This window comes from Terriglobales bacterium (assembly GCA_035561515.1).
In the GTDB taxonomy this organism is placed as follows: domain Bacteria; phylum Acidobacteriota; class Terriglobia; order Terriglobales; family Acidobacteriaceae; genus DATMXP01.
Genome location: DATMXP010000052.1, coordinates 121,002 through 139,653 on the forward strand (window position 1 = coordinate 121,002; position 18,652 = coordinate 139,653).

Sequence of the window (18,652 nt, forward strand, 5' to 3'; positions counted from 1 at the left end):
ATTCCATCTATACCGATAACGTTAACTTCCCAAAGTGCGCAACAGATTGCACTCTTCCCGATATGGAACTTCCACAATTCCTGAAAACCAGCCACAGACGCCGTGTTTCGCGCGGATAAAAAGGCCATCCACGTGCGCAATGTACTTCCACGCCCCTGCCGGCGCAAGGAACTGACAGAGGCTGCAAGATCATTCCCAATTCAGGAGATGTTTTAATGGGCCACTTCGTCAAGGTTCTGATGCTGGTGCTGCTGCTTGGTCTGGCAACTACGCTACTGGCAGAGACCGTTACCGTCGGTAATCCGAATGTTTCATACTCAGTAAACGACGGCACCAATTTCTACGTCAGCAATACCTCTATATTCAGGGTGCTTCCCGGAGGCACCGTAGCGTCGGCCCCCGTGGCGGGAAACTTCTGGCAGATCACCAACACGCCCACCTATTCCGACGCCGGCGTTGTCCTGTACTTCAGCAATCCTCTGCTGCTGGGCGATCTCCGCAGCATTTCCGTCACCTCCGACAATCCTTCAGCGATCAACGTGAACCTCTGGCTCGACACCGGCAATAACGGCACGCTGTTTTCGTTTTCCGGAACGCAGTTCACCGGCCTGAACGGCGACAGCTATGCCGGCGCTTCCGGTTCCTTCATCGATCAGGACACGCTGTTCTACATGTTTGGCGGAAACGGCGCGGGAACCCAATACACGCTCGGCCAACTTCAGGCAGGCGCGGACTCCGGCATCGATGCCAATACCCGTGTGGCCCTCTGGGTTGGGATCACTAACGCCGACGTTGCCAACATCTCGAAGATCGACGTCACTTCCGTTCCCGAGCCAGCCACCATGTCTCTGCTCGGCGCAGGATTCGTGGCGTTCGCCTTCGGCCTGCGGAAGCGTATTTCGCGGTAAGCAAGACTCTTGTTGCATATAGCATTGACCTCCTGCTATAAAAGTGAAGACGCGCTGCCCACAGGGGTGGCGCGTTTCGCTTTTTGAACACAAATTCCAGGCGCCTGCGGTCCTCCGAGACCGTGGGCGCTTTTCTTTTGGAGGAAACAATGCTTCAACTGCTCCTTGCCACCCTGCTACTGTTCTGTGGCATGGCATATGCCCAGTCCACGCCTGAACCCATGCGCGCCACGCAATCCGGCGAAATTCTCATCCACGGGCCTGTCGACCAGATCTACCAGCTCTTCACGCCCAAGGGAGAACTCCTCTGGATCCCCACATGGAAGTACACGCCTGTTTATCCGGCCAGCGGTGAAACCGAACTCGACATGGTCTTCCGCACCGACGACGGGGCCACCACCTGGTCGCTTGCGCGTTACGAGCCGCCGAAGGCATCCGTCTACGTGCTGATGAATCCCAACCTCGTCGCGCGGATCGAAGTTCATTGCCGCGCCGAATCGGCCAACCAAACCGCGATGCGCATCACGTACACCTGGACCGCCCTCACCGAAGAAGGACGCAAGCACATCGTCAGCCCCGACGAATTCAAAACCAAGATGGCACGGTGGAAAGCCTGGCTCGACGATTACTCAACCAAGCAGGGCTGGAAGAAGTAGGGAACTGATCGACTTGTGAAGGTCGGTCCGCTCGACCGACCTTTCATCCATTGCCCTTCCGTCTAACTTCTCATATACTCCGCCATCGTTCTTTCTAAACGTCAACCGGTAGTCGGGCCTCCAGATCCAAACTCGAAAGGAACGCCATGCAACGACTCTCGTGGTTGCTGTTTGCCTGCATTCTCATTCTCGCTTGCGGCACGCTGATTGCCGCCGACGACGCCGACACCAAGGCGCTCATTGCGCTCGACGAAGAGTGGTCGAAAGCCGCGGTCGCGCATGATGCTGACAAAGTCGCCTCCTTCTACGCCGAAGACGCGCATCTCTATCCGCCCAACGAACCAGGATTCGTCGGGCGTGACAAGGCCAGGGAATCCTGGGCGAAGACTCTCTCCGATCCGAACGTGACCGTTTCCTGGAAGACGACCTCGGCCGGTATCGACGGCAACACCGGATGGACCGCCGGAACCACTCAAGCTTCCATCAAGGGCGCTGATGGCAAAACCACCGTGCAGACAGGGAAGTACCTCTGCGTATGGAAGAAAGGTCCGGACGGCAAATGGAAAGCCGTACACGACATGTGGAATAACGACAGCAAGTAATCCACTCAAAGCAAAACCCCGGCCCGCGTTGCGCAGACCGGGGTTCTCACTCTTGCCGCATTACTTCTTCTTTTTCACCGTTGTCTTCGCCGGTGCCGGCGCAGGCGCTTCCTTCAGCGAAATCAATCCCAACTTCGCCGCGCTTTCGAGGTATTCCTTGATCGCCTCCGGCGTCACGGTGCCGTAGTACCACTCGCCTCCGGCGAGCGACTCGGCACGACACGCAGCATAGATGTCCCACATGGACCTTTTGCCGTCAATGAAGTTCAAAGCCTCAAACGCCATCAGCGAATGCAGCCCCTTCGGACGCTTGAGGTCGTGCTCTTTCTTGCGATATTCGGCAATGGAGGCCGTGCGGGTTGGAATTCGTACTGTGAGTTCTTTCGGAGCGTTGTTTGGGACACAGCCAAACGATTCTGAACACGCGTTCGGTTCGAAACCTTTGGGTGGTGTTGCAGCGCCGGGAGTGATAGCAAGAGTTTCCCGGGAATCGAACAGCATCTGCTTGATTGTGGCGACCAGCGTTGAATCCGCTCCGATGCTTCGCAATGATTCCGCCGAATCTTGCTCCCGTCGGACTGACTGCGCGTTCACATTCATGTAGTCCCAAAGAAAGGCGTTTCCGTCGCGCTGCGCAACGACGACATTTTGAAGATCGTTGGCCATCCGTTTACGCGCTCCGCGAGTGAACATCCCTGCGACAGTACCGGACTCCTTGGTTCCCGCATTCGCCATGAACCACGTAATCGCAGTCACCGCCACGGCGTTGCGCTTGAACGTCGTCGGATCCATCTGCCACATGTCGTCGCCTGACGAGTGAATGTACTCGTCGGGGAAGTTGGTGAACGTGGTGCCGCCATGAACGGCCGCGGTCCAAGCATCGTTGAACGGCATCGCGTCAGTGTTGTTGAAGAAGGGAGTGATCTCCACCGAGTAGCGGTCCCGCGTGCCAAGCCGCGAGAAGATCGGACGGCTGTAGTGCGATCCCGCCGGTGTGCTCTGCGCCTGCCGTGCGGCGATATAGGAATTGTTCCCGTAATACAGCGACATGATGATCGACTCGATCACGTCGTTCATGAACGTCGGACGCGACCACGGCGTACGCATCACGTGCTGCACGCGGCTGAGTCCACCTATCGTCTGGTTCACTCCGACCATGTCCTGGTTGATGTTGGCGAACGTGTTCTTTACCTCTTCCGGGTGCTCGCCAAAATAGTCGTACGGGCTGTCGATTTCGTTGGTCCACCAGAAGCGGATGTCACGCACAGGCCGTTCCAGCTTGCCCTCGCGGATCATCTTCACCAGCGCGCGCCCTACTTCGAGCTGGTTGGCGCAGCCGGAGCGATCGTCGTTGGCGCTGAATTTCTCTTCCTGGATATGAGCCGTCAGAACGATCTGCTGGTCGTGAATCTTCGATCCGCGAATCCAACCTTCCACCATGTGCTGTGTTGAAGTCGGCGAGAATTCCGACTCGATCGTCACCCGCGCGCGCAACGTTTCCGCCGGAACCTCAACACTCTTCCTCGCCAGCGGATCGAACTCGAAATGCGCGTTCAGCCGGCGCTTCAAAGCCATGCCCGCCCGATACGAAATGATGAAGCCAAAGCTGGGTTCATGCCCTTCCGCATCGGCTTTCTGGTTGATTCGCGTCCACGTGATCTGGTCCGGATAGTCGCTCGGCACCACGCGGTTCGAGTAATAGCTAACGATCCCGAGTGCGCCCCGCTTCCACACCGCCTCCTTCTCCACCAGTGTCGGCGACCCGTTGGCGAGCACGATCTTGCCCTTCACATCCTTACCTTCATAATCGCGTTCGCTGATGCCTTCGCCCACGTCGATCAGTTCTGCCGTCGCATTTGTCGGACGTGAATTATCGGCAATCGATGTTGCCACTTCCTCGAACGAACCGAGCTTTGTCTCCTTGCCGTCCTTATCAAGGAGCCACAATTCGCCGGACTTTGGCGTCCACGCCGGCTCCCGGTAGGGAAGCTCAAGAATTCGGACGTCTTCCAGCCCATACTCCTTGGCCTTCGCCGCGATCCAGTTGGCTTCTTTCATAAAGTCCCCGGCACCGCCGCTCGGCACGTGGAACTGCGTCAGCGTACGTAGATGGTCGAAAGCGATGTCACCCGAAAGTTCGTTGTTCAGCTTGTTGTAAAGGTCTTCCGGAAGAAACGGGGACGTTTGGGCAAGTGCTGAGATCGAGAACAGCAACAAGAAAATCAGTCGCATCATGGTGCGTCGAAGTATAAAACACGAGAGTCTCGAAGGAAGAACGAGGGGCTACGACGACTGTAAAGCGGCCTGAGTCCGTAGCGACCTCAGACTGAAACCCGAAGCAAAGATTGCAAACAGGCCCAGCGTCCATAACGGAACCGTCAGCACAAGAAAATCCACGATCGAGAATGCTGTTGCCGTCGTCTTATCGATACCGTAAATCGACAGTCCCAGTACGGCAAAGAACTGGAATGTGCCAACGTTCGCCGGAGCATTCGGAATTGCCGTCCCTAGCCGGATGATGAACAGCACCACGAATCCTGCCGTTAAGGGTAATCGCAACCCAAAGGCCCGCATCATGAACCACGACGCCAGTCCCTGGCACAGCAGCAGTCCAGCCGAGAACAGGAACGCAACCCATATCGATCGCGAGAGTCCGATCTGGCGAAGTCCGGAGGCCATCTCACGCACGAAGCGCCCGATAGCGGAAGTGTGTTCCGGATCGTCAGCGTCGCGACTGCGCAACACCACCAGCACAAACACCGCCGTTCCCGCCAGCACAATCACACCCAGAACGTCGCCGGCCGTGGAAAGTAATTTCGGAAGTGGTGCAACAATCGCAGCCCAGGCAACCGCGAGCAGCAGGCAAAGGGCGTCCAGCAATCGCTCTACCAGCATCGATGGCAACACCGATCGGAACGGCGCGTTAATCCACCGCGATGCCAGAAACGCTCGCACGCCTTCGCCGACGCGAAGCGGCAGCACCTCGTTCGTGAACAGCCCCGCATAGATCGCCTGCGTTCCACGAAACCACGAGAGCCTGCCAGTGGGCCGCAGCAGCAGACTCCACCTCATCCCCTGAAAGACATAGGTCAGTATGTCGAAGAAAACTGCTGGAACCAGAAACGCCCACTCCCGGATAGTCAATTGCGCCAGCACTCGCCTTGGGTGCACATCGTGAAACACCCACACCAGGCATGCGAGCGCAAATACATATCCCATCGCGACTTTTGCGTACGATGGAAGTCGCGGCTTTGGTGGGGGACTGTCGCTATTCATGACCGGCCGACCAGATCCAGGCCGCCCCTTCGATGAGCGATCGGAAGAACTCTTCTGTCTTGCCCGTGAATTTGTGATCGGAAGCGGCGATTACGTTCAATCGTTTGGGGTCATTCGCCTTGGCGTAGAGCTTGTTCGTCGCATCCAGGCTGATGTACTCATCCTTAACTGAGGCGATCATGAAAAACGGCAGCGGGGCAACATTGCCGATGTAATCGGCGCTGGCGAAGGTCGGTTCGTTCGGAAGTGTCTTCCGCATTTCCGCCATCAGGTCGGACCACCGCCACGCCAGGATGTTCCTTTCCGTCAGACCGATCGAGATCAGTCCATTCAACACCTCTCGTGAACCCGGGTCGGCGGCCGCCGCGAGGGCCAGGCCTGCTCCCTCTGACCAGCCAACCACCAGCACTTTCTCGCGCTCTCCTCGAATCCATCCCGCCAGTGTCCGCCAGTCGGAAGCAATGTCCTTCGGCGTCAGTGTCGATGCTGAAAAGCTCTGAAGATAACGGCGCGTATCCAATCCGAGTACGTCGTAACCGGCGCCGGCCAGTCTTTCCGCGATCGTGACTCCGAAACCGCGCCACCCTCCTTCTCCCGGTGCGTAGATTAATTTCCGGTGCGGCCCCGAACCGGCACCCGGCAGGAAGTAGACATCCTGCGCCTGTCCGCGAATGACGAAGCTGTTCCGTCCCGCCCGTGGCGGATCCGCCGCGACCGCCGTGATCGTTGAAAGAAGCAAGACGACCAGCACCAGCAATCTTCTACTCGTCACTGTCATCATTGTCCTTCTCCTCGATCTCCGAAACGGCTCGCAACGCCAGCGCCACCTTTGGCAGGTCGGTCACCTGCGAGTAGATCAGGTATCGCGGTTCCCACGACGTAGCGAACTTCGCCTTGTACTGCCGCAGCCCTCGGAAGCTGAACACAAAATTAAGCTGCTGGAAGAACGAATGGATCGCCCGCTCCTCCGGACGCGCTTCCTCTCGCTCGTTGAATCCCGACATCGGCGCCATACCCAGGTTGAACTTCTCGTATCCCTGATCTCGGGCCCATAGGAACAGCTTCACGAACAGATACTCCATCACTCCGTTCGGAGCGTCCGTCCGTCGCCGCATCAGATCGATGCTTGCCTCCTTCATGTTCGGCAGCGTCGTCAGATTTACGAAAGCAAGTATCTTGCCGCCACTATCCTCGGCCACGAACACCGGCGTCGACGCAATGTAGTTCTCTTCGAAGGCGCCCAGCGTAAACGTCCGCTCCCGCCGGCCCGGAATCTGCAGCCATTCATCCGACACGTCCTTCAATTCGGCCACAATTCTCGGCGGCACCGGCGACGGATACATCTTGAAACTTATCCCCATCGTTTCCAGTTGCCGGACTTTGTAGCGAAACTCCTTCTTGCTTTTCCCATCCAGCGAATAGTCCACCAGCCTGACGATCGCGTCATCGCCAATCTTCAACCTCTTCAACCCTGCCGCCCGATATTCGGGAAGATAGTCCGGCAGCGTTTGATGAAAGGCCACACTCCAGCCGTTGTCGCGACAGTATTCAGCGAACGCTCCTATGGTTGGCAGGACTTCCTCCGCCGGTCCCACCGGATCCCCCAGCGCGAGTGCCACATTCCTTGCGACCCGATACGCGATGAACGTCCGATGCGTCCGCGAGAAGTAATACGACTTGTCGTGCCACAGTTTGAAATAATCCAGCGCTGTGCGCGAGTGCCGGTTCGCGATCTGCTGCGCAAGCGCGTGTTCGCGCGGCGCGGTCCGGAACTGGTACACGATCGGACGAAACAGCGCGAAGCCCGCATAGGCCACGGCGACACCCGAAACGATATGCACCGAGTCCAGGAACCACGCTCCGTAATGTGTCAGCGGAGTTAGCTGCGGCTTCTGCGAAAAGGTAATCAGGTCGATGGTCGAAGCGACCGCTTGCGGAAGGTGGAAGTTGATTCCAAAGTGATGGCGGTCCAGGAACCAGAAACCCGCCACTCCGTATACGAATGCGAACTCGAACGCAGCCAGCAGACGAATGACCGCGCCGCCAAAATCCTGCACGCTGCTGCGTACCGAAAACGTCTTTCGAGCCGCCAGCAGCAGGATGGCCAACGCCGCTGACACCAGCGCTTCTTCATAGTCCAGACCCTTCGTGAGGTGAAACACCACCGAAGCGCATGCCAGTGCAACCGCTACCGCCCAGGCCCTTTTCTTGCGTTTGAGAATGTTGAGGGAAGTAATGACCAGCGCAAATCCCGACAGCAACGCCAGGGTTCTCGACAGTCCGATGAACTCGATCGGAAATATCTCCCGCAGCACCTTCGGGTGCGTCGGCCCTCCCATCGTCGAGAAGACGTTCACCACGCCGCTGCCGAACGTGACCGCCGCCACCGCCAGCGCAATCCAGAAACGCCTCCGGTGTCCGAGGAAATGGCTCGCGAGCGCATCCTCTCTCACACGCTCGGCGTGCTGCGCGACCGGGATCGGTCCGCGCGGTGCAGACGTCGCTGCGGTACTTTGCTGTCGGACAGCCATGCGTACCAGCTCGCAAAACACAAACCTAAAGCTGTAGGAAGTTTAACGCTCCACCCGCTGGCTTGTTTCGCAAACTCCACCAGCACTTACCGTACACAAAACAAATGATTCCCAATTTGGAGCGAAGTCATCCAACCCGCAGGTGCACTCATGGACAAGCTCCGGGAAGAACTCGCCTTCCAGCTCCGCAAGGGAAACGCCCACGTCCCGCTCGAAGAAGCCGTGAAAGACCTGCCGCTCAAAGCACAGGGAACCGTCCCCAAAGGCATGCCCTACTCAGCCTGGCAGCTTCTCGAGCACATTCGCCTCGCCCAGCGCGACATGCTCGACTTCTGCTCCAACGAAGACGGGCACTACCAGCACAAGACCTTCCCCGACGACTACTGGCCCGCTTCCCCCGAGCCGCCCAACTCCAGGGTCTGGTCACAATCCGTGAAGCAGATCCAGTCCGACCGCGACGCCTTTATCGCCCTCATCTCCGATCCCAAACGCGATCTTTTTGCCCGGTTTCCCTGGGGAACCGGCCAGACTCTCTTCCACGAAGCCTGTCTCATCTTGGATCACAATGCCTATCATCTCGGCGAATTAGTCGCCGTTCGGCGTCTTCTCGGCGAATGGAAATCGTAAGTAGCTTAGAATCAGCAGCTTACAATTAGGTTAATTCGAGCAACTTTGCTATACTCTCTTGCATCTTATAGCTGTCTGTCAGGCCTGCATCCCTGCGATCCAGCCAATTTGGCAATCAAACATTGTAAAAAGGATGTAAGTCCGCTACTTCGGGGCCTCTGTGGCGTCTAATACATAGACTGCTGACGTAACTCGAAGCAGGACAGGGAATTGGAGAACCTTAACGATGCGTTCTGATCTGGTTTACGAAGCTTTACACACGATGAGAAATCGTTATATGCTGTGCCAAGTTGCCTCCAAGGCAACGCGAAAGTTCCATCGGCCGAATACGCGGATTCCGGACACAATGAATGATGTCCTGAACAAGATCGCGGATTCGAACCGGCAGGAAGTGATGTCCGAGCCGGAAGTTTATGTAGAAGCGCAGAAGCGGGCTGCCTAAGCCCGCTTCCCAGCGCGTCTCCCGCTCGGCGCGCCACGCGATATCTTCCGACCTCCCTTTCGATAGAAATCCCCGTAGGTGAACATGACCATCGCAGAACTGAAAGAAAAGAACATTACCGAGCTAACCCGCATAGCTCGTACGCTCGACCTTCCGGGCGCCTCTGGTCTTCGCAAGCAAGACCTTATCTTCAAGATCCTTCAAGCACAGAGCGAAAAAGAAGGCCACATCTTCGCCGAGGGCGTACTCGAAATCCTGCCTGACGGCTACGGTTTCCTTCGCTCCCCCGATTACAACTACCTGCCCGGCCCCGACGATATTTACGTCTCGCCGTCGCAGATCCGCAAGTTCGACCTCAAGACCGGCGACACCATCTCCGGCCAGGTGCGTCCTCCGCACGAGGGCGAAAAGTATTTCGCGCTGGTAAAGATCGAAGCCGTTAACTTCGAATCTCCCGAAGAAGCGCGCAACAAGATTCTCTTCGACAACCTCACGCCCCTTTACCCCCAGGAGCGCATCAAGCTCGAGACCACGCGCGAGAACTCCAGCGCCCGTGTCATGGACTTGTTGACCCCGGTCGGTAAAGGCCAGCGCGGACTCATCGTCGCTCCGCCGCGTACCGGCAAAACCATGCTCTTGCAGAACCTGGCGAACTCCATCACGACCAACCATCCGGAAGTCGTGCTGATCGTCCTGCTCATCGACGAGCGTCCGGAAGAAGTCACCGACATGCAGCGCTCCGTGAAGGGCGAAGTCATCAGCTCCACCTTCGACGAGCCGGCTGCCCGCCACGTGCAGGTCGCCGAAATGGTTATCGAAAAGGCGAAGCGCCTCGTCGAGCACAAGCGCGACGTCGTCATTCTCCTCGACTCCATCACTCGTCTGGCTCGCGCTTACAACACCATCGTTCCGCCCAGCGGCAAGGTCCTCTCCGGCGGCGTCGATTCCAACGCGCTCCAGCGCCCGAAGCGTTTCTTCGGTGCGGCCCGTAACATCGAGGAAGGCGGCTCATTGACCATCATCGCCACCGCCCTTATCGATACCGGTTCCCGTATGGACGACGTGATCTTCGAAGAGTTCAAGGGCACCGGCAACATGGAAATCATTCTCGACCGCAAGCTCGTCGATAAGCGTGTCTTCCCGGCCATCGACATCCAGCGCTCCGGCACCCGTAAGGAAGAGTTGCTCATTCCCAAGGAAGACCTCCAGCGTATCTGGGTTCTTCGCAAGGTATTGAATCCGCTCTCGCCTGTCGAAGCCATGGAACTGTTGATCGACAAACTCGGCAAGACGAAAACCAACGGCGACTTCCTTTCGAACATGAGCAGTCTGTAACGCTCACATCGAAGTTGTTTTGCGCTTGAACCCTCGGTCCAAATGGGCCGGGGGTTTTTGCTTTTCATGATGCTTTCCCAATTTGGAATTCGAAAAATCCCGCCTGCAAAGGCATTCGAAGTGGCAATTTCCCAGTAAACAGTGATTTTTCACCCAAGAAAGTGGAATTCTTAGGAAAAAATCAATATGATTCGCCCGTCTAATGGACTCACCTTCGGAGTGATTACGAAAGGGAGCCTGGATGATCTAGAAGTGCCTTTTTTGGGGAGGCTAAATGCGATTCAGAATTTTGATGCTCGTCCTGCTATTGGGCGCGCTCTCCATTCTCTGCTCAGCACAGGAGACCACAGCCACTATTACTGGTGTCGTAAAAGACGCCAGCGGCGCGGTGTTGCCGAACGTGGACGTGGTGATCCGGAACACGGGCACGGGACAGGAGCGCGCTGTCACAACTAGCCAGGAAGGCGAGTACACAGCGACGTCACTGCCTATCGGGACCTATGAAGTCAGCGTGAAGCGCGCCGGTTTCAAGGATTTTCTCGTCAAAAATATCATCCTTAACGTGAATGATCGCCGCCGTATCGAGGCTACCCTCCAGGTCGGCGGATCTTCCGAACAGGTCACCGTCGAAGCGGCTGAACTTGCCGTCCAGACGGAAAACTCTCAGGTCGGCTCGGTCGTCACCGGTCGCACCGTCCAGGAAATGCCCCTCAACGGCCGCAGCCTGTTTAGTCTTGTGGCCCTCCAACCCGGTGTCTCCGCTGCCAGCGGTATCGTCAGCGGCCGCGTCGGCGTCGGCCTCGACAACCTTGCTAGCGTCAACGTCAACGGCATGCGCGCTGCCCAGAACAACTGGCTCATCGACGGCGCCGACAACGTGGACACAGGTTCGAACCTCGGTCTGCTGAACTACATCAGTATCGATAGCGTCGCCGAATTCCGTATTCTCCGCGGCAACTACAGCGCCGAGTTCGGACAACGTGGCGGCGGCCAGATCAACGTCGTCACCAAGAGCGGCACCAACAACCTTCACGGTGGCGCGTTCTACTTCGGACGCAATGACGCACTCGATGCGGTCAACGCGTTCAGCACACTTGACCTCAACAAGGACGGAAAAGTCGATCCGGCACCTATTCGCTATCACAACTTCGGCTACAACATCGGCGGTCCCGTGGTGAAGAACAAGCTGTTCTTCTTCTGGAATCATGAATTCCGCCGGGTAAAGCAGGTGCGCCTGCAGGGTGTTCAGAACGCCGTTGTACCAACCGCGCTAGAACGTCAGGGCATCTTCTCCAGCGCCATCGTTGATCCTCTGACTTGTACAGGGTCGAGCAGTAGCACTTGCACACCGTTTGCGAACAATACGATCCCGACCAATCGGATCGATCCCAACGCTTTGGCGTATCTCAGCATCATCCCCATGCCGAACGCGTCCATCCCCAACAGCTCCATCAATTTCCAGTCTGCGACACCTCAGTCGCGCAACTATCGGGAAGAGTTGGTACGAATCGACTACAACCTCAGCGACCGCCACAAGATCTTCGGACGCTGGATGAAGGACACCATCCCCTCCACGGAACCGTTTGGTGAGGTGTTCGGTAGCAACCAGACCAACATTCCTTTCATCGCCGAGACCGAGACCAACATCCCGGCTCAGAACCTGGTTTTGGAATGGAACTGGTTGCCCTCAAATACGATGGTCAACACTCTGGCCTTTAACATGTCCAGGGGTGGCATCCAATCGAAGTTTATCGGGACAGGTCTCCGTAGCGTGGCACCTAATATCGCGGAGTACTTCGACCAGGTGCCTGCCAAGGTGCTGCCGAGCATATCATTTGGAGGTATCTACTCGAACTACGGTTATTACGCTGATCCACCGTATGACAATACATATGGTTCGTACCGGATCAAGGACACTGTGGCTTGGGTGAAAGGTAAACACTCCTTCAAGTTCGGTTACTTGTTCTCCCATGAGTACAAGAACGAGAACAACGCCAGCGGCATCAACGGTACGTTTACGTTCCCGGGCACGAGCAGCAACGACTACTTCTCGACCGGTAACTCTTTCGCTGATTTCCTCCTTGGCCGCGCATCTGCGTACTCCGAGAACGACATCGACTTCGCGTCGAAGCTCCGTTACCAGATGCACGAAGCCTTTGCCCAGGACGATTTCAAGGTTCTTCCGAACTTGACCTTGAACCTCGGTGTACGTTGGTCTGCCATTCTGCCGCCGTACGATCTGGACAACCGCCTGACCAACTTCTTGCCGGAGATGTTCGATCCGGCACGGGCATATACCATCCGCTTAACAGCACAGACTCCGTACGCTGCGGGTACCCGTGTGCAGGGAACCGGTGATCCTCTGAACGGCATCATCATCGCCGGCCAGAATTCGCCTTGGGGCAAATACGTCAGCAAACCGCAGTGGAAGACGGTTGCGCCGCGCTTCGGATTCGCATGGGATCCCTGGAGCAACGGCAAGACGGCTGTCCGCGGCGGCTACGGCATGTTCTTCGACCGTACCCTCTCGGGCACGTTCCTCCAGAACGCTTTCGTCAACCCGCCGTTTGTGAACACGGTGACCGCTCTCTCTTCGGGCGGCGTCAATTCGCCCACGTTCACAAATCCTGGCGGCGGCATTTCCCGCGATCCCGAAGCTTTGGTACCCACGTTGATCGCTACGAGCGGTGACTTCAAAATTCCAACAACGCACCAGTGGAACCTGACCGTTCAGCACGAACTGCCCGGACAGGTGATCATGGAAGTAGCGTATGTCGGCAACCACGCAAGCCATCTTTTACGCGAGTTGCGTATCAATCAAACGCCAGCCGGGACAGCGAGCCCTGCAGCGGCTTACACCAAATACAGGGGTTACGGTAACATCCGTGTTCGCGACACTTCCTCCAGCTCCAGCTACAACGCGTTGCAAGTAGGCGTTAACAAGCGGGCAGCGAGAGGGCTTACAGTTGGAATGGCGTATACCTGGTCCAAAGTCATCACCGACTCTCCAAGTGACCGTTCCGACTTCCAGCAGGACATTAACAACTTGGCGGCGGAGCGTGGCTTGGCGGATTTCGACAAGACCCACATCTTCGCCTCGAACTTCCTCTACGAGTTGCCGTTCTTCAACAACTCCAGCAAGACCCTGAAGAACGTTCTCGGCGGATGGCAGTTCGGCGGCATCTTCCGTGCGGAAAGCGGACGCGCGCAGACGGTTACCGCGAGCAACTCGTCAGCAAACTCTTCTTTCGGCGGCAGTTTGCGTCCTAATCAGGTGTCGGATCCGAACAACGGACCGAAGACCCGGGCGAAATGGTTTGACACGAGCGCATTCCAGTGGCCCGGCATGAACCAGTTCGGCAACGCCCGCCGTGGCGTTTTCCGCGGCCCCGGATTGTGGCTCGCTGATCTGACGTTCTATAAGAACTTCACCGTGACTGAACAGGTCCGCTTGCAGTTCCGTGCTGACCTGTTCAATGCCTTTAACCACGTTAACTTCAACACTGTGGGTACCACGGCCACCTTCAATCAAACAACCGGCGCTCAGACCAACGCGGACTTTGGAAGAGTGACAAACGCTTTGGAGCCGCGTCAAATCCAGTACGGACTCAGGCTGACCTTCTAGTCTGGGTTGTTGAACATTAACCGGGGCGCTGAGCAATCAGCGCCCCTTTTCTTATCCCAATGCAACGGATACGTTTTGTCGATGTAGAGCTGACCGGCCGCGTAGCGTCCAAAGGGAACCCAGCCGCGTTAGCGGCGGAATGTTATAGCCCACCACGTGACTGCTGGGTAACTGTTCCACGTCCAAGGCCCGGATTCGGGAAATTTGTTGTCAAGGGGGTCTGACGCTCTCATTCCTCGCAAACTCTTGATTCCACTCGCAAAATAAATTTCAAAACCGTGGCATGTTCCCCCTACCCAGATTGCTATCCTGAAAATGTAGGTGGTGAAGACAAATTTCGTTTTTGTTTTGTCATTCTGAGTTCTGAGGCGAAGCCGAAGAACCTCTGTACTTGGGTTTTGAAGCGGAAGGGGAAGAATCCCTATAGCTACCACCGACTCTTCAGGGAGGAGTGCTTTTGCCGACGACCAACGACTAAGGACTAACGACTTGCTTCTTCTAACTCCTTTGTTTTCATATATGCGCTGTCTAACTCCTTTGCTTTCATATACAGACTCTCCATATATGAAAACAAAGGACTTATAAGTCCTTTGGAATCATATATGTGGAGCCAGACGCTCGCGTAACTGCTTTGTTTTCTTATATGAAGCCAAAACAGGGGGGAGGGGTAGGGTCCAATTAGCGACAGTTCCGGGCAAGGGTTTTCCTAGTCGCCATCCCCTAGCCCCTATCTCGCCTCTCGCCGAACTTAGAAGAACCGCACCTTCACGTCGGGCTTCTTATCGAGATGGATGCTCTCGATGAACCGTACGCGGCCGGTGTTCAGCGTCATCACCACCGACGAAGTGCGAACGCCTTCGCCGAAGAAGCGTACGCCGCGCATGACCACGCCTTCCGTCACGCCCGTCGCCGCGAAAATAATTTGTTTTCCGGGCGCAAGTTCTTCGGCAAGGTAAACCTTCTTCGGGTCCTTGATGCCCATCTTTTCCACGCGTTCGCGCTGCTCGGGCTTGATGATCAAGCGCCCTTGCATGTAACCATTCAGGCAGCGAATCGCAGCCGCTGTGATCACGCCTTCTGGCGCTCCGCCAGAACCCATCACTGCATGAACACCGGTTCCAAGCACTGCCGCTGTGATGCCCGCTGAAAGATCGCCATCCGTAATCAACCGGATTCGCGCGCCAGCTTTGCGAATATCGTTGATCAGTCTCTCGTGCCTCGGACGATCGAGAACAACGATCACCAGGTCCTCAACATCGCGCGCGAGCGCCTTCGCTATCTGCTTCAAGTTGTGCTCGACTGGAGCGTCGATATCGACACAGCCCTTGCACGACGGACCGACGATGATCTTCTCCATGTAGCAATCTGGCGCATGAAGCAATCCGCCCTTTTCCGAAGCCGCTAAAACCGTGATCGCGCCTGGAGCGCCAGTTGCGCAAAGGTTCGTCCCTTCCAGCGGATCGACTGCAATGTCCACTTCCGGAACTGGTAAACCGCCGTGTTCGAACTCGGCTCCGACCTTCTCGCCGATGTAAAGCATCGGCGCTTCATCGCGCTCGCCCTCGCCGATCACGATCGTGCCGCGCATCGGAATCGTATCCATCGTCTTCCGCATGGCTTCCGTCGCGAGTGCGTCCGCGCGTTCTCGGTCGCCTGTTCCCATCAACCGTGCGGATTCGATCGCCGCGTTCTCCACCACGCGCAGCAGTTCGAGCGCAAGGTCGCTCTCGATGTTGGTGCCGAAGTTCTTGGCTCGCTTCACAGCAGCAGTACTCTCCGAACTAACTTGGGTTGGGCTCAAACGGTGAATCCTCCTGTCCTGTTGCATCGCGCGGATTAGCCGTTCTCGTCTGGCGAATCTTGGGCGAATGCTGATTTGGGGGCAAAACCTAACCGATCATTGGGATGAACAGAGTTGCTCTACTGCTGCTTGGAACCACTTCCATTTCCACATCAGGCTACAGAATATTGCTCTGGCCAACCGCGATGCGTCAAGGCAAGCGAAAAGGACGGCCAGTTTGGCCGTCCTTTCGTGCTGAGCTGCCTAGAACGCTTCCACACCCGTAATCTGCGCGCCGATGATCAGCCCGTGAATGTCGTGTGTGCCTTCGTAGGTCTTTACCGATTCCAGGTTCATCATGTGGCGCATGATCGGATAATCGTCGGCGATGCCGTTCGCTCCCAGAATGTCCCGCGCCATCCGAGCGCATTCCAGCGCCATCCAGATGTTGTTCCGCTTGGCCATCGAGATGTGATAATGCTGCACCTTGTTCTGGTCCTTCAAACGACCGACCTGCAATACCAGCAACTGCGCCTTCACGATCTCGGAGATCATCCACACCAGCTTCTCCTGCACCAGTTGATGCGAAGCGATCGGTTGGTCGCGCCATTGCTTGCGCACCTGCGAATACTGAAGCGCTGTGTCGTAGCACGACATCGCCGCGCCAACGCCGCCCCAAGCGATGCCATAGCGAGCTTGGTTCAGGCACATCAGAGCATTCTTCAATCCCTCGGTCTTCGGAAGCAGGTTCGACGCCGGAACGCGCACGTCCTGCATCGAAAACCCCGAAGTCACCGATGCACGCAGCGACCATTTCCCATGGACATCATCGGCCTTAAACCCGGGGCTTTTCGTATCCACGATAAAGCCGCGAACGCGGTCTCCTTCGTCGGCGACCTTCGCCCAGACGATGGCGATATCGGCGATTGAGCCTGATGTGATCCACATCTTCTCGCCGTTCAGGATGTAGTCGTTGCCGTCCTTCTTGGCGCGAGTCCGCATTCCGCCGGGATTTGACCCGAACATCGGCTCGGTCAGGCCAAAGCAGCCGAGGATCTCGCCACGCTGCATTCCCGGAAGATACTTGTCCTTCTGCTCATCGCTGCCGAAGGCGTAAATCGGATACATGCAGAGCGCCGACTGCACGCTGACGAACGAACGAAGTCCGCTGTCGCCGCGTTCCAGTTCCTGCATGACCAGCCCATATTCCACGTTCGACATCTCGGCGCAGCCATAGCCTTTCAGGTTGGCGCCGTAGAAGCCGAGTTCGCCCATGGGCTTGACGAGTTCGCGCGGGAACTTGCCCTCGCGATTGCACTGCTCAATGATCGGAATGACGTTCTCTTCCACCCATTTGCGGGTGCTGTCGCGAACCAGGCGTTCGTCTTCTGTGAGAAGGCCGTCGAAGTCGATGAAATCTACTCCCCTAAATTTCAGGGCCATAAAGGTGGTGACTCACTTTCCAGTTGGGGTTCGCACGGCAGTCCGCTCCCCGAAAGTCAGGGTTCTACGGAGGAGACGCGCCGGACGAGAGAACTAGAAAGGCTAGCAGAGCGACAAAAGTGCGGCAAGTGAATGGCAGTCGCGGCCGAGAAAGAGCAGAGGCAGGCAAAAATGCCTGCCTCGATTTGCCTATTCGTAACGCAGAGCTTCGATTGGATCGAGGCGAGCGGCCTTTCGTGCCGGATAGTATCCGAAGAAGATACCAACCGCCATCGAGAATATGACCGCCGTGACAATCGAGATCGGCGATACAAGCACAGGCCATCCTGCCATGTTGGTGATGACCATTGAGGCACCGACTCCCATCATGATTCCGACGAGTCCTCCCAGACAGGAGAGAACAACGGCCTCTGTAAGGAACTGGCTCTGCACGTCGGTGTCAGTGGCTCCGATCGCCATGCGAATACCGATCTCGCGCGTGCGCTCCGTTACCGAGACGAGCATGATGTTCATGATGCCGATACCGCCCACGATGAGCGCGACGCCTGCAGTCGAGCCGAGAAGCAGCGTCAGCGTCTTCTGCGTGGCTTCTGCCATGTCGGCAAGTTCGGCAAGGTTGCGGACGATGAAGTCGTCATCCGTGCCTGGACGAATGCGATGCCGGTCGCGGAGCAGTGCCTCGATCTGCGACTTGGCGGTGAAGCTCGCTTCCTTGGATACAGCCGAGACCATGATGAAGCGCAGCCACGTTTCACCGCTGATCTTCTTCTGTAGCGTCGTGATCGGGATGACGATGATGTCGTCCTGATCGTCACCCATCGCGGCCGACTGGCCCTTTGAAGCCAGCGTGCCGACGACTCGGAAGGGCAGGTTCTTGATGCGGATGGTTTGTCCGATTGGATCAACCGGTCCGAACAGGTTCTTGCGCACGGTTTCGCCAATTACGGCCACGTTTGCGGCAGTATCAACGTCGGACTGAGTGAAGGTGGAACCACTCTGGAAACCCCAGTTCCGCACGTCGAAGTACTCGGGCGAAGACGCCGTGATGCGCGTGAACCAATTGTCGTTCCCATAAACGACCTGGCTGCTGGTCATGCTTCCTGGAGCAGCAGTCTTGATGGTGGGCACTTCGCGCAAGATCGCATTCATGTCTTCTAGGACGAGCGTCTTGGTGGCGCCCCAACCCATGCGCATGCCGCCACGCGTAACCGTCCCACTTTGGACCATGAGCATGTTCGAGCCCATAGCAGCGATCTGGTCCTGGACCTGTTTCTGTGCGCCTTGACCGACACCGACCATGGCAATGACAGCGGCGACACCGATGATGATGCCCAGCATGGTGAGCGACGACCGCATTTTGTTGCGGGCGAGAGCGCGAAGCGCGATCTTGAGAATTGAGATGAAGTCCATACAGGTTCCCGGTAAGC

At 56.9% G+C, this 18,652-nt stretch carries 14 protein-coding genes; 7 read left to right on the forward strand and 7 right to left on the reverse strand.

Annotation, left to right across the window (positions count from 1 at the left end):
* Positions 1–215: 215 nt before the first annotated feature.
* From VN577_22615 to VN577_22625, 3 genes are all read left to right on the forward strand, one after another.
* The gene (locus VN577_22615; GenBank protein ID HWR17640.1) at positions 216–908 is read left to right on the forward strand and encodes a PEP-CTERM sorting domain-containing protein; all 693 of its coding nucleotides are present in this window, start codon (positions 216–218) and stop codon (positions 906–908) included.
* A gap of 149 nt (positions 909–1,057) precedes the next feature.
* Positions 1,058–1,564 carry a hypothetical protein gene (locus tag VN577_22620; protein HWR17641.1) on the forward strand — a complete coding sequence of 169 codons (507 nt, stop codon included), beginning with the start codon at positions 1,058–1,060 and terminating at the stop codon, positions 1,562–1,564.
* Between the two features lie 146 nt (positions 1,565–1,710).
* A complete protein-coding gene (locus tag VN577_22625; protein HWR17642.1) occupies positions 1,711–2,166 on the forward strand; it encodes a DUF4440 domain-containing protein in 456 nt (151 codons plus the stop codon).
* A 60-nt stretch (positions 2,167–2,226) separates the two neighbouring features.
* Here VN577_22625 and VN577_22630 read toward each other — a convergent pair whose 3' ends face one another.
* From VN577_22630 to VN577_22645, 4 genes are read right to left on the reverse strand one after another with little or no spacing between them, the layout of a single operon-like run.
* Positions 2,227–4,401, reverse strand: coding sequence for a M28 family metallopeptidase (locus tag VN577_22630; GenBank protein ID HWR17643.1), 2,175 nt, complete (start codon positions 4,399–4,401; stop codon positions 2,227–2,229).
* Positions 4,402–4,449: 48 nt separating this feature from the next.
* On the reverse strand, positions 4,450–5,385 hold the full coding sequence (locus VN577_22635; GenBank protein ID HWR17644.1) for a lysylphosphatidylglycerol synthase transmembrane domain-containing protein: 936 nt from the start codon (positions 5,383–5,385) through the stop codon (positions 4,450–4,452).
* Between the two features lie 49 nt (positions 5,386–5,434).
* A complete protein-coding gene (locus VN577_22640; GenBank protein HWR17645.1) occupies positions 5,435–6,223 on the reverse strand; it encodes an AcvB/VirJ family lysyl-phosphatidylglycerol hydrolase in 789 nt (262 codons plus the stop codon).
* On the reverse strand, positions 6,204–7,973 hold the full coding sequence (locus VN577_22645; GenBank protein ID HWR17646.1) for a phosphatidylglycerol lysyltransferase domain-containing protein: 1,770 nt from the start codon (positions 7,971–7,973) through the stop codon (positions 6,204–6,206). Before VN577_22645 ends, VN577_22640 begins: the two co-directional genes overlap by 20 nt.
* Positions 7,974–8,123: 150 nt before the next feature.
* On the opposite strand from VN577_22645, the gene VN577_22650 reads away from it, so the two are divergent.
* The 4 genes from VN577_22650 to VN577_22665 all read left to right on the forward strand — a co-directional run bounded on the left by VN577_22650 (position 8,124) and on the right by VN577_22665 (position 14,002).
* Positions 8,124–8,600: a DinB family protein gene (locus VN577_22650; protein HWR17647.1), complete on the forward strand. Its 477-nt coding sequence runs from the start codon at positions 8,124–8,126 to the stop codon at positions 8,598–8,600.
* A gap of 226 nt (positions 8,601–8,826) precedes the next feature.
* The gene (locus VN577_22655; protein HWR17648.1) at positions 8,827–9,042 is read left to right on the forward strand and encodes a hypothetical protein; all 216 of its coding nucleotides are present in this window, start codon (positions 8,827–8,829) and stop codon (positions 9,040–9,042) included.
* 84 nt (positions 9,043–9,126) lie between these two features.
* Positions 9,127–10,377, forward strand: a complete 1,251-nt coding sequence (rho, locus tag VN577_22660) for a transcription termination factor Rho (protein HWR17649.1) — start codon at positions 9,127–9,129, stop codon at positions 10,375–10,377.
* Positions 10,378–10,651: 274 nt separating this feature from the next.
* A complete protein-coding gene (locus VN577_22665) occupies positions 10,652–14,002 on the forward strand; it encodes a carboxypeptidase regulatory-like domain-containing protein (protein HWR17650.1) in 3,351 nt (1,116 codons plus the stop codon).
* A gap of 748 nt (positions 14,003–14,750) precedes the next feature.
* Here the strand turns inward: VN577_22665 and glpX are convergent.
* The 3 genes from glpX to VN577_22680 form a co-directional block, all read right to left on the reverse strand.
* Entirely contained in the window at positions 14,751–15,764 is a 1,014-nt protein-coding gene (gene glpX, locus VN577_22670; GenBank protein ID HWR17651.1) for a class II fructose-bisphosphatase, read from the reverse strand.
* 282 nt (positions 15,765–16,046) lie between these two features.
* The gene (locus VN577_22675; protein HWR17652.1) at positions 16,047–17,225 is read right to left on the reverse strand and encodes an acyl-CoA dehydrogenase family protein; all 1,179 of its coding nucleotides are present in this window, start codon (positions 17,223–17,225) and stop codon (positions 16,047–16,049) included.
* Positions 17,226–17,414: 189 nt separating this feature from the next.
* Positions 17,415–18,635, reverse strand: coding sequence for an ABC transporter permease (locus tag VN577_22680; GenBank protein HWR17653.1), 1,221 nt, complete (start codon positions 18,633–18,635; stop codon positions 17,415–17,417).
* Positions 18,636–18,652 lie beyond the last annotated feature (17 nt).

Coding starts and splice junctions, on each gene's coding strand:
- VN577_22615 (HWR17640.1), top strand. CDS start 216: ATGGGCCACTTCGTCAAGGTTCTGATGCTGGTGCTGCTGCTTGGTCTG.
- VN577_22620 (HWR17641.1), top strand. CDS start 1,058: ATGCTTCAACTGCTCCTTGCCACCCTGCTACTGTTCTGTGGCATGGCA.
- VN577_22625 (HWR17642.1), top strand. CDS start 1,711: ATGCAACGACTCTCGTGGTTGCTGTTTGCCTGCATTCTCATTCTCGCT.
- VN577_22630 (HWR17643.1), bottom strand. CDS start 4,401: ATGATGCGACTGATTTTCTTGTTGCTGTTCTCGATCTCAGCACTTGCC.
- VN577_22635 (HWR17644.1), bottom strand. CDS start 5,385: ATGGGATATGTATTTGCGCTCGCATGCCTGGTGTGGGTGTTTCACGAT.
- VN577_22640 (HWR17645.1), bottom strand. CDS start 6,223: ATGATGACAGTGACGAGTAGAAGATTGCTGGTGCTGGTCGTCTTGCTT.
- VN577_22645 (HWR17646.1), bottom strand. CDS start 7,973: ATGGCTGTCCGACAGCAAAGTACCGCAGCGACGTCTGCACCGCGCGGA.
- VN577_22650 (HWR17647.1), top strand. CDS start 8,124: ATGGACAAGCTCCGGGAAGAACTCGCCTTCCAGCTCCGCAAGGGAAAC.
- VN577_22655 (HWR17648.1), top strand. CDS start 8,827: ATGCGTTCTGATCTGGTTTACGAAGCTTTACACACGATGAGAAATCGT.
- rho (HWR17649.1), top strand. CDS start 9,127: ATGACCATCGCAGAACTGAAAGAAAAGAACATTACCGAGCTAACCCGC.
- VN577_22665 (HWR17650.1), top strand. CDS start 10,652: ATGCGATTCAGAATTTTGATGCTCGTCCTGCTATTGGGCGCGCTCTCC.
- VN577_22675 (HWR17652.1), bottom strand. CDS start 17,225: ATGGCCCTGAAATTTAGGGGAGTAGATTTCATCGACTTCGACGGCCTT.
- VN577_22680 (HWR17653.1), bottom strand. CDS start 18,635: ATGGACTTCATCTCAATTCTCAAGATCGCGCTTCGCGCTCTCGCCCGC.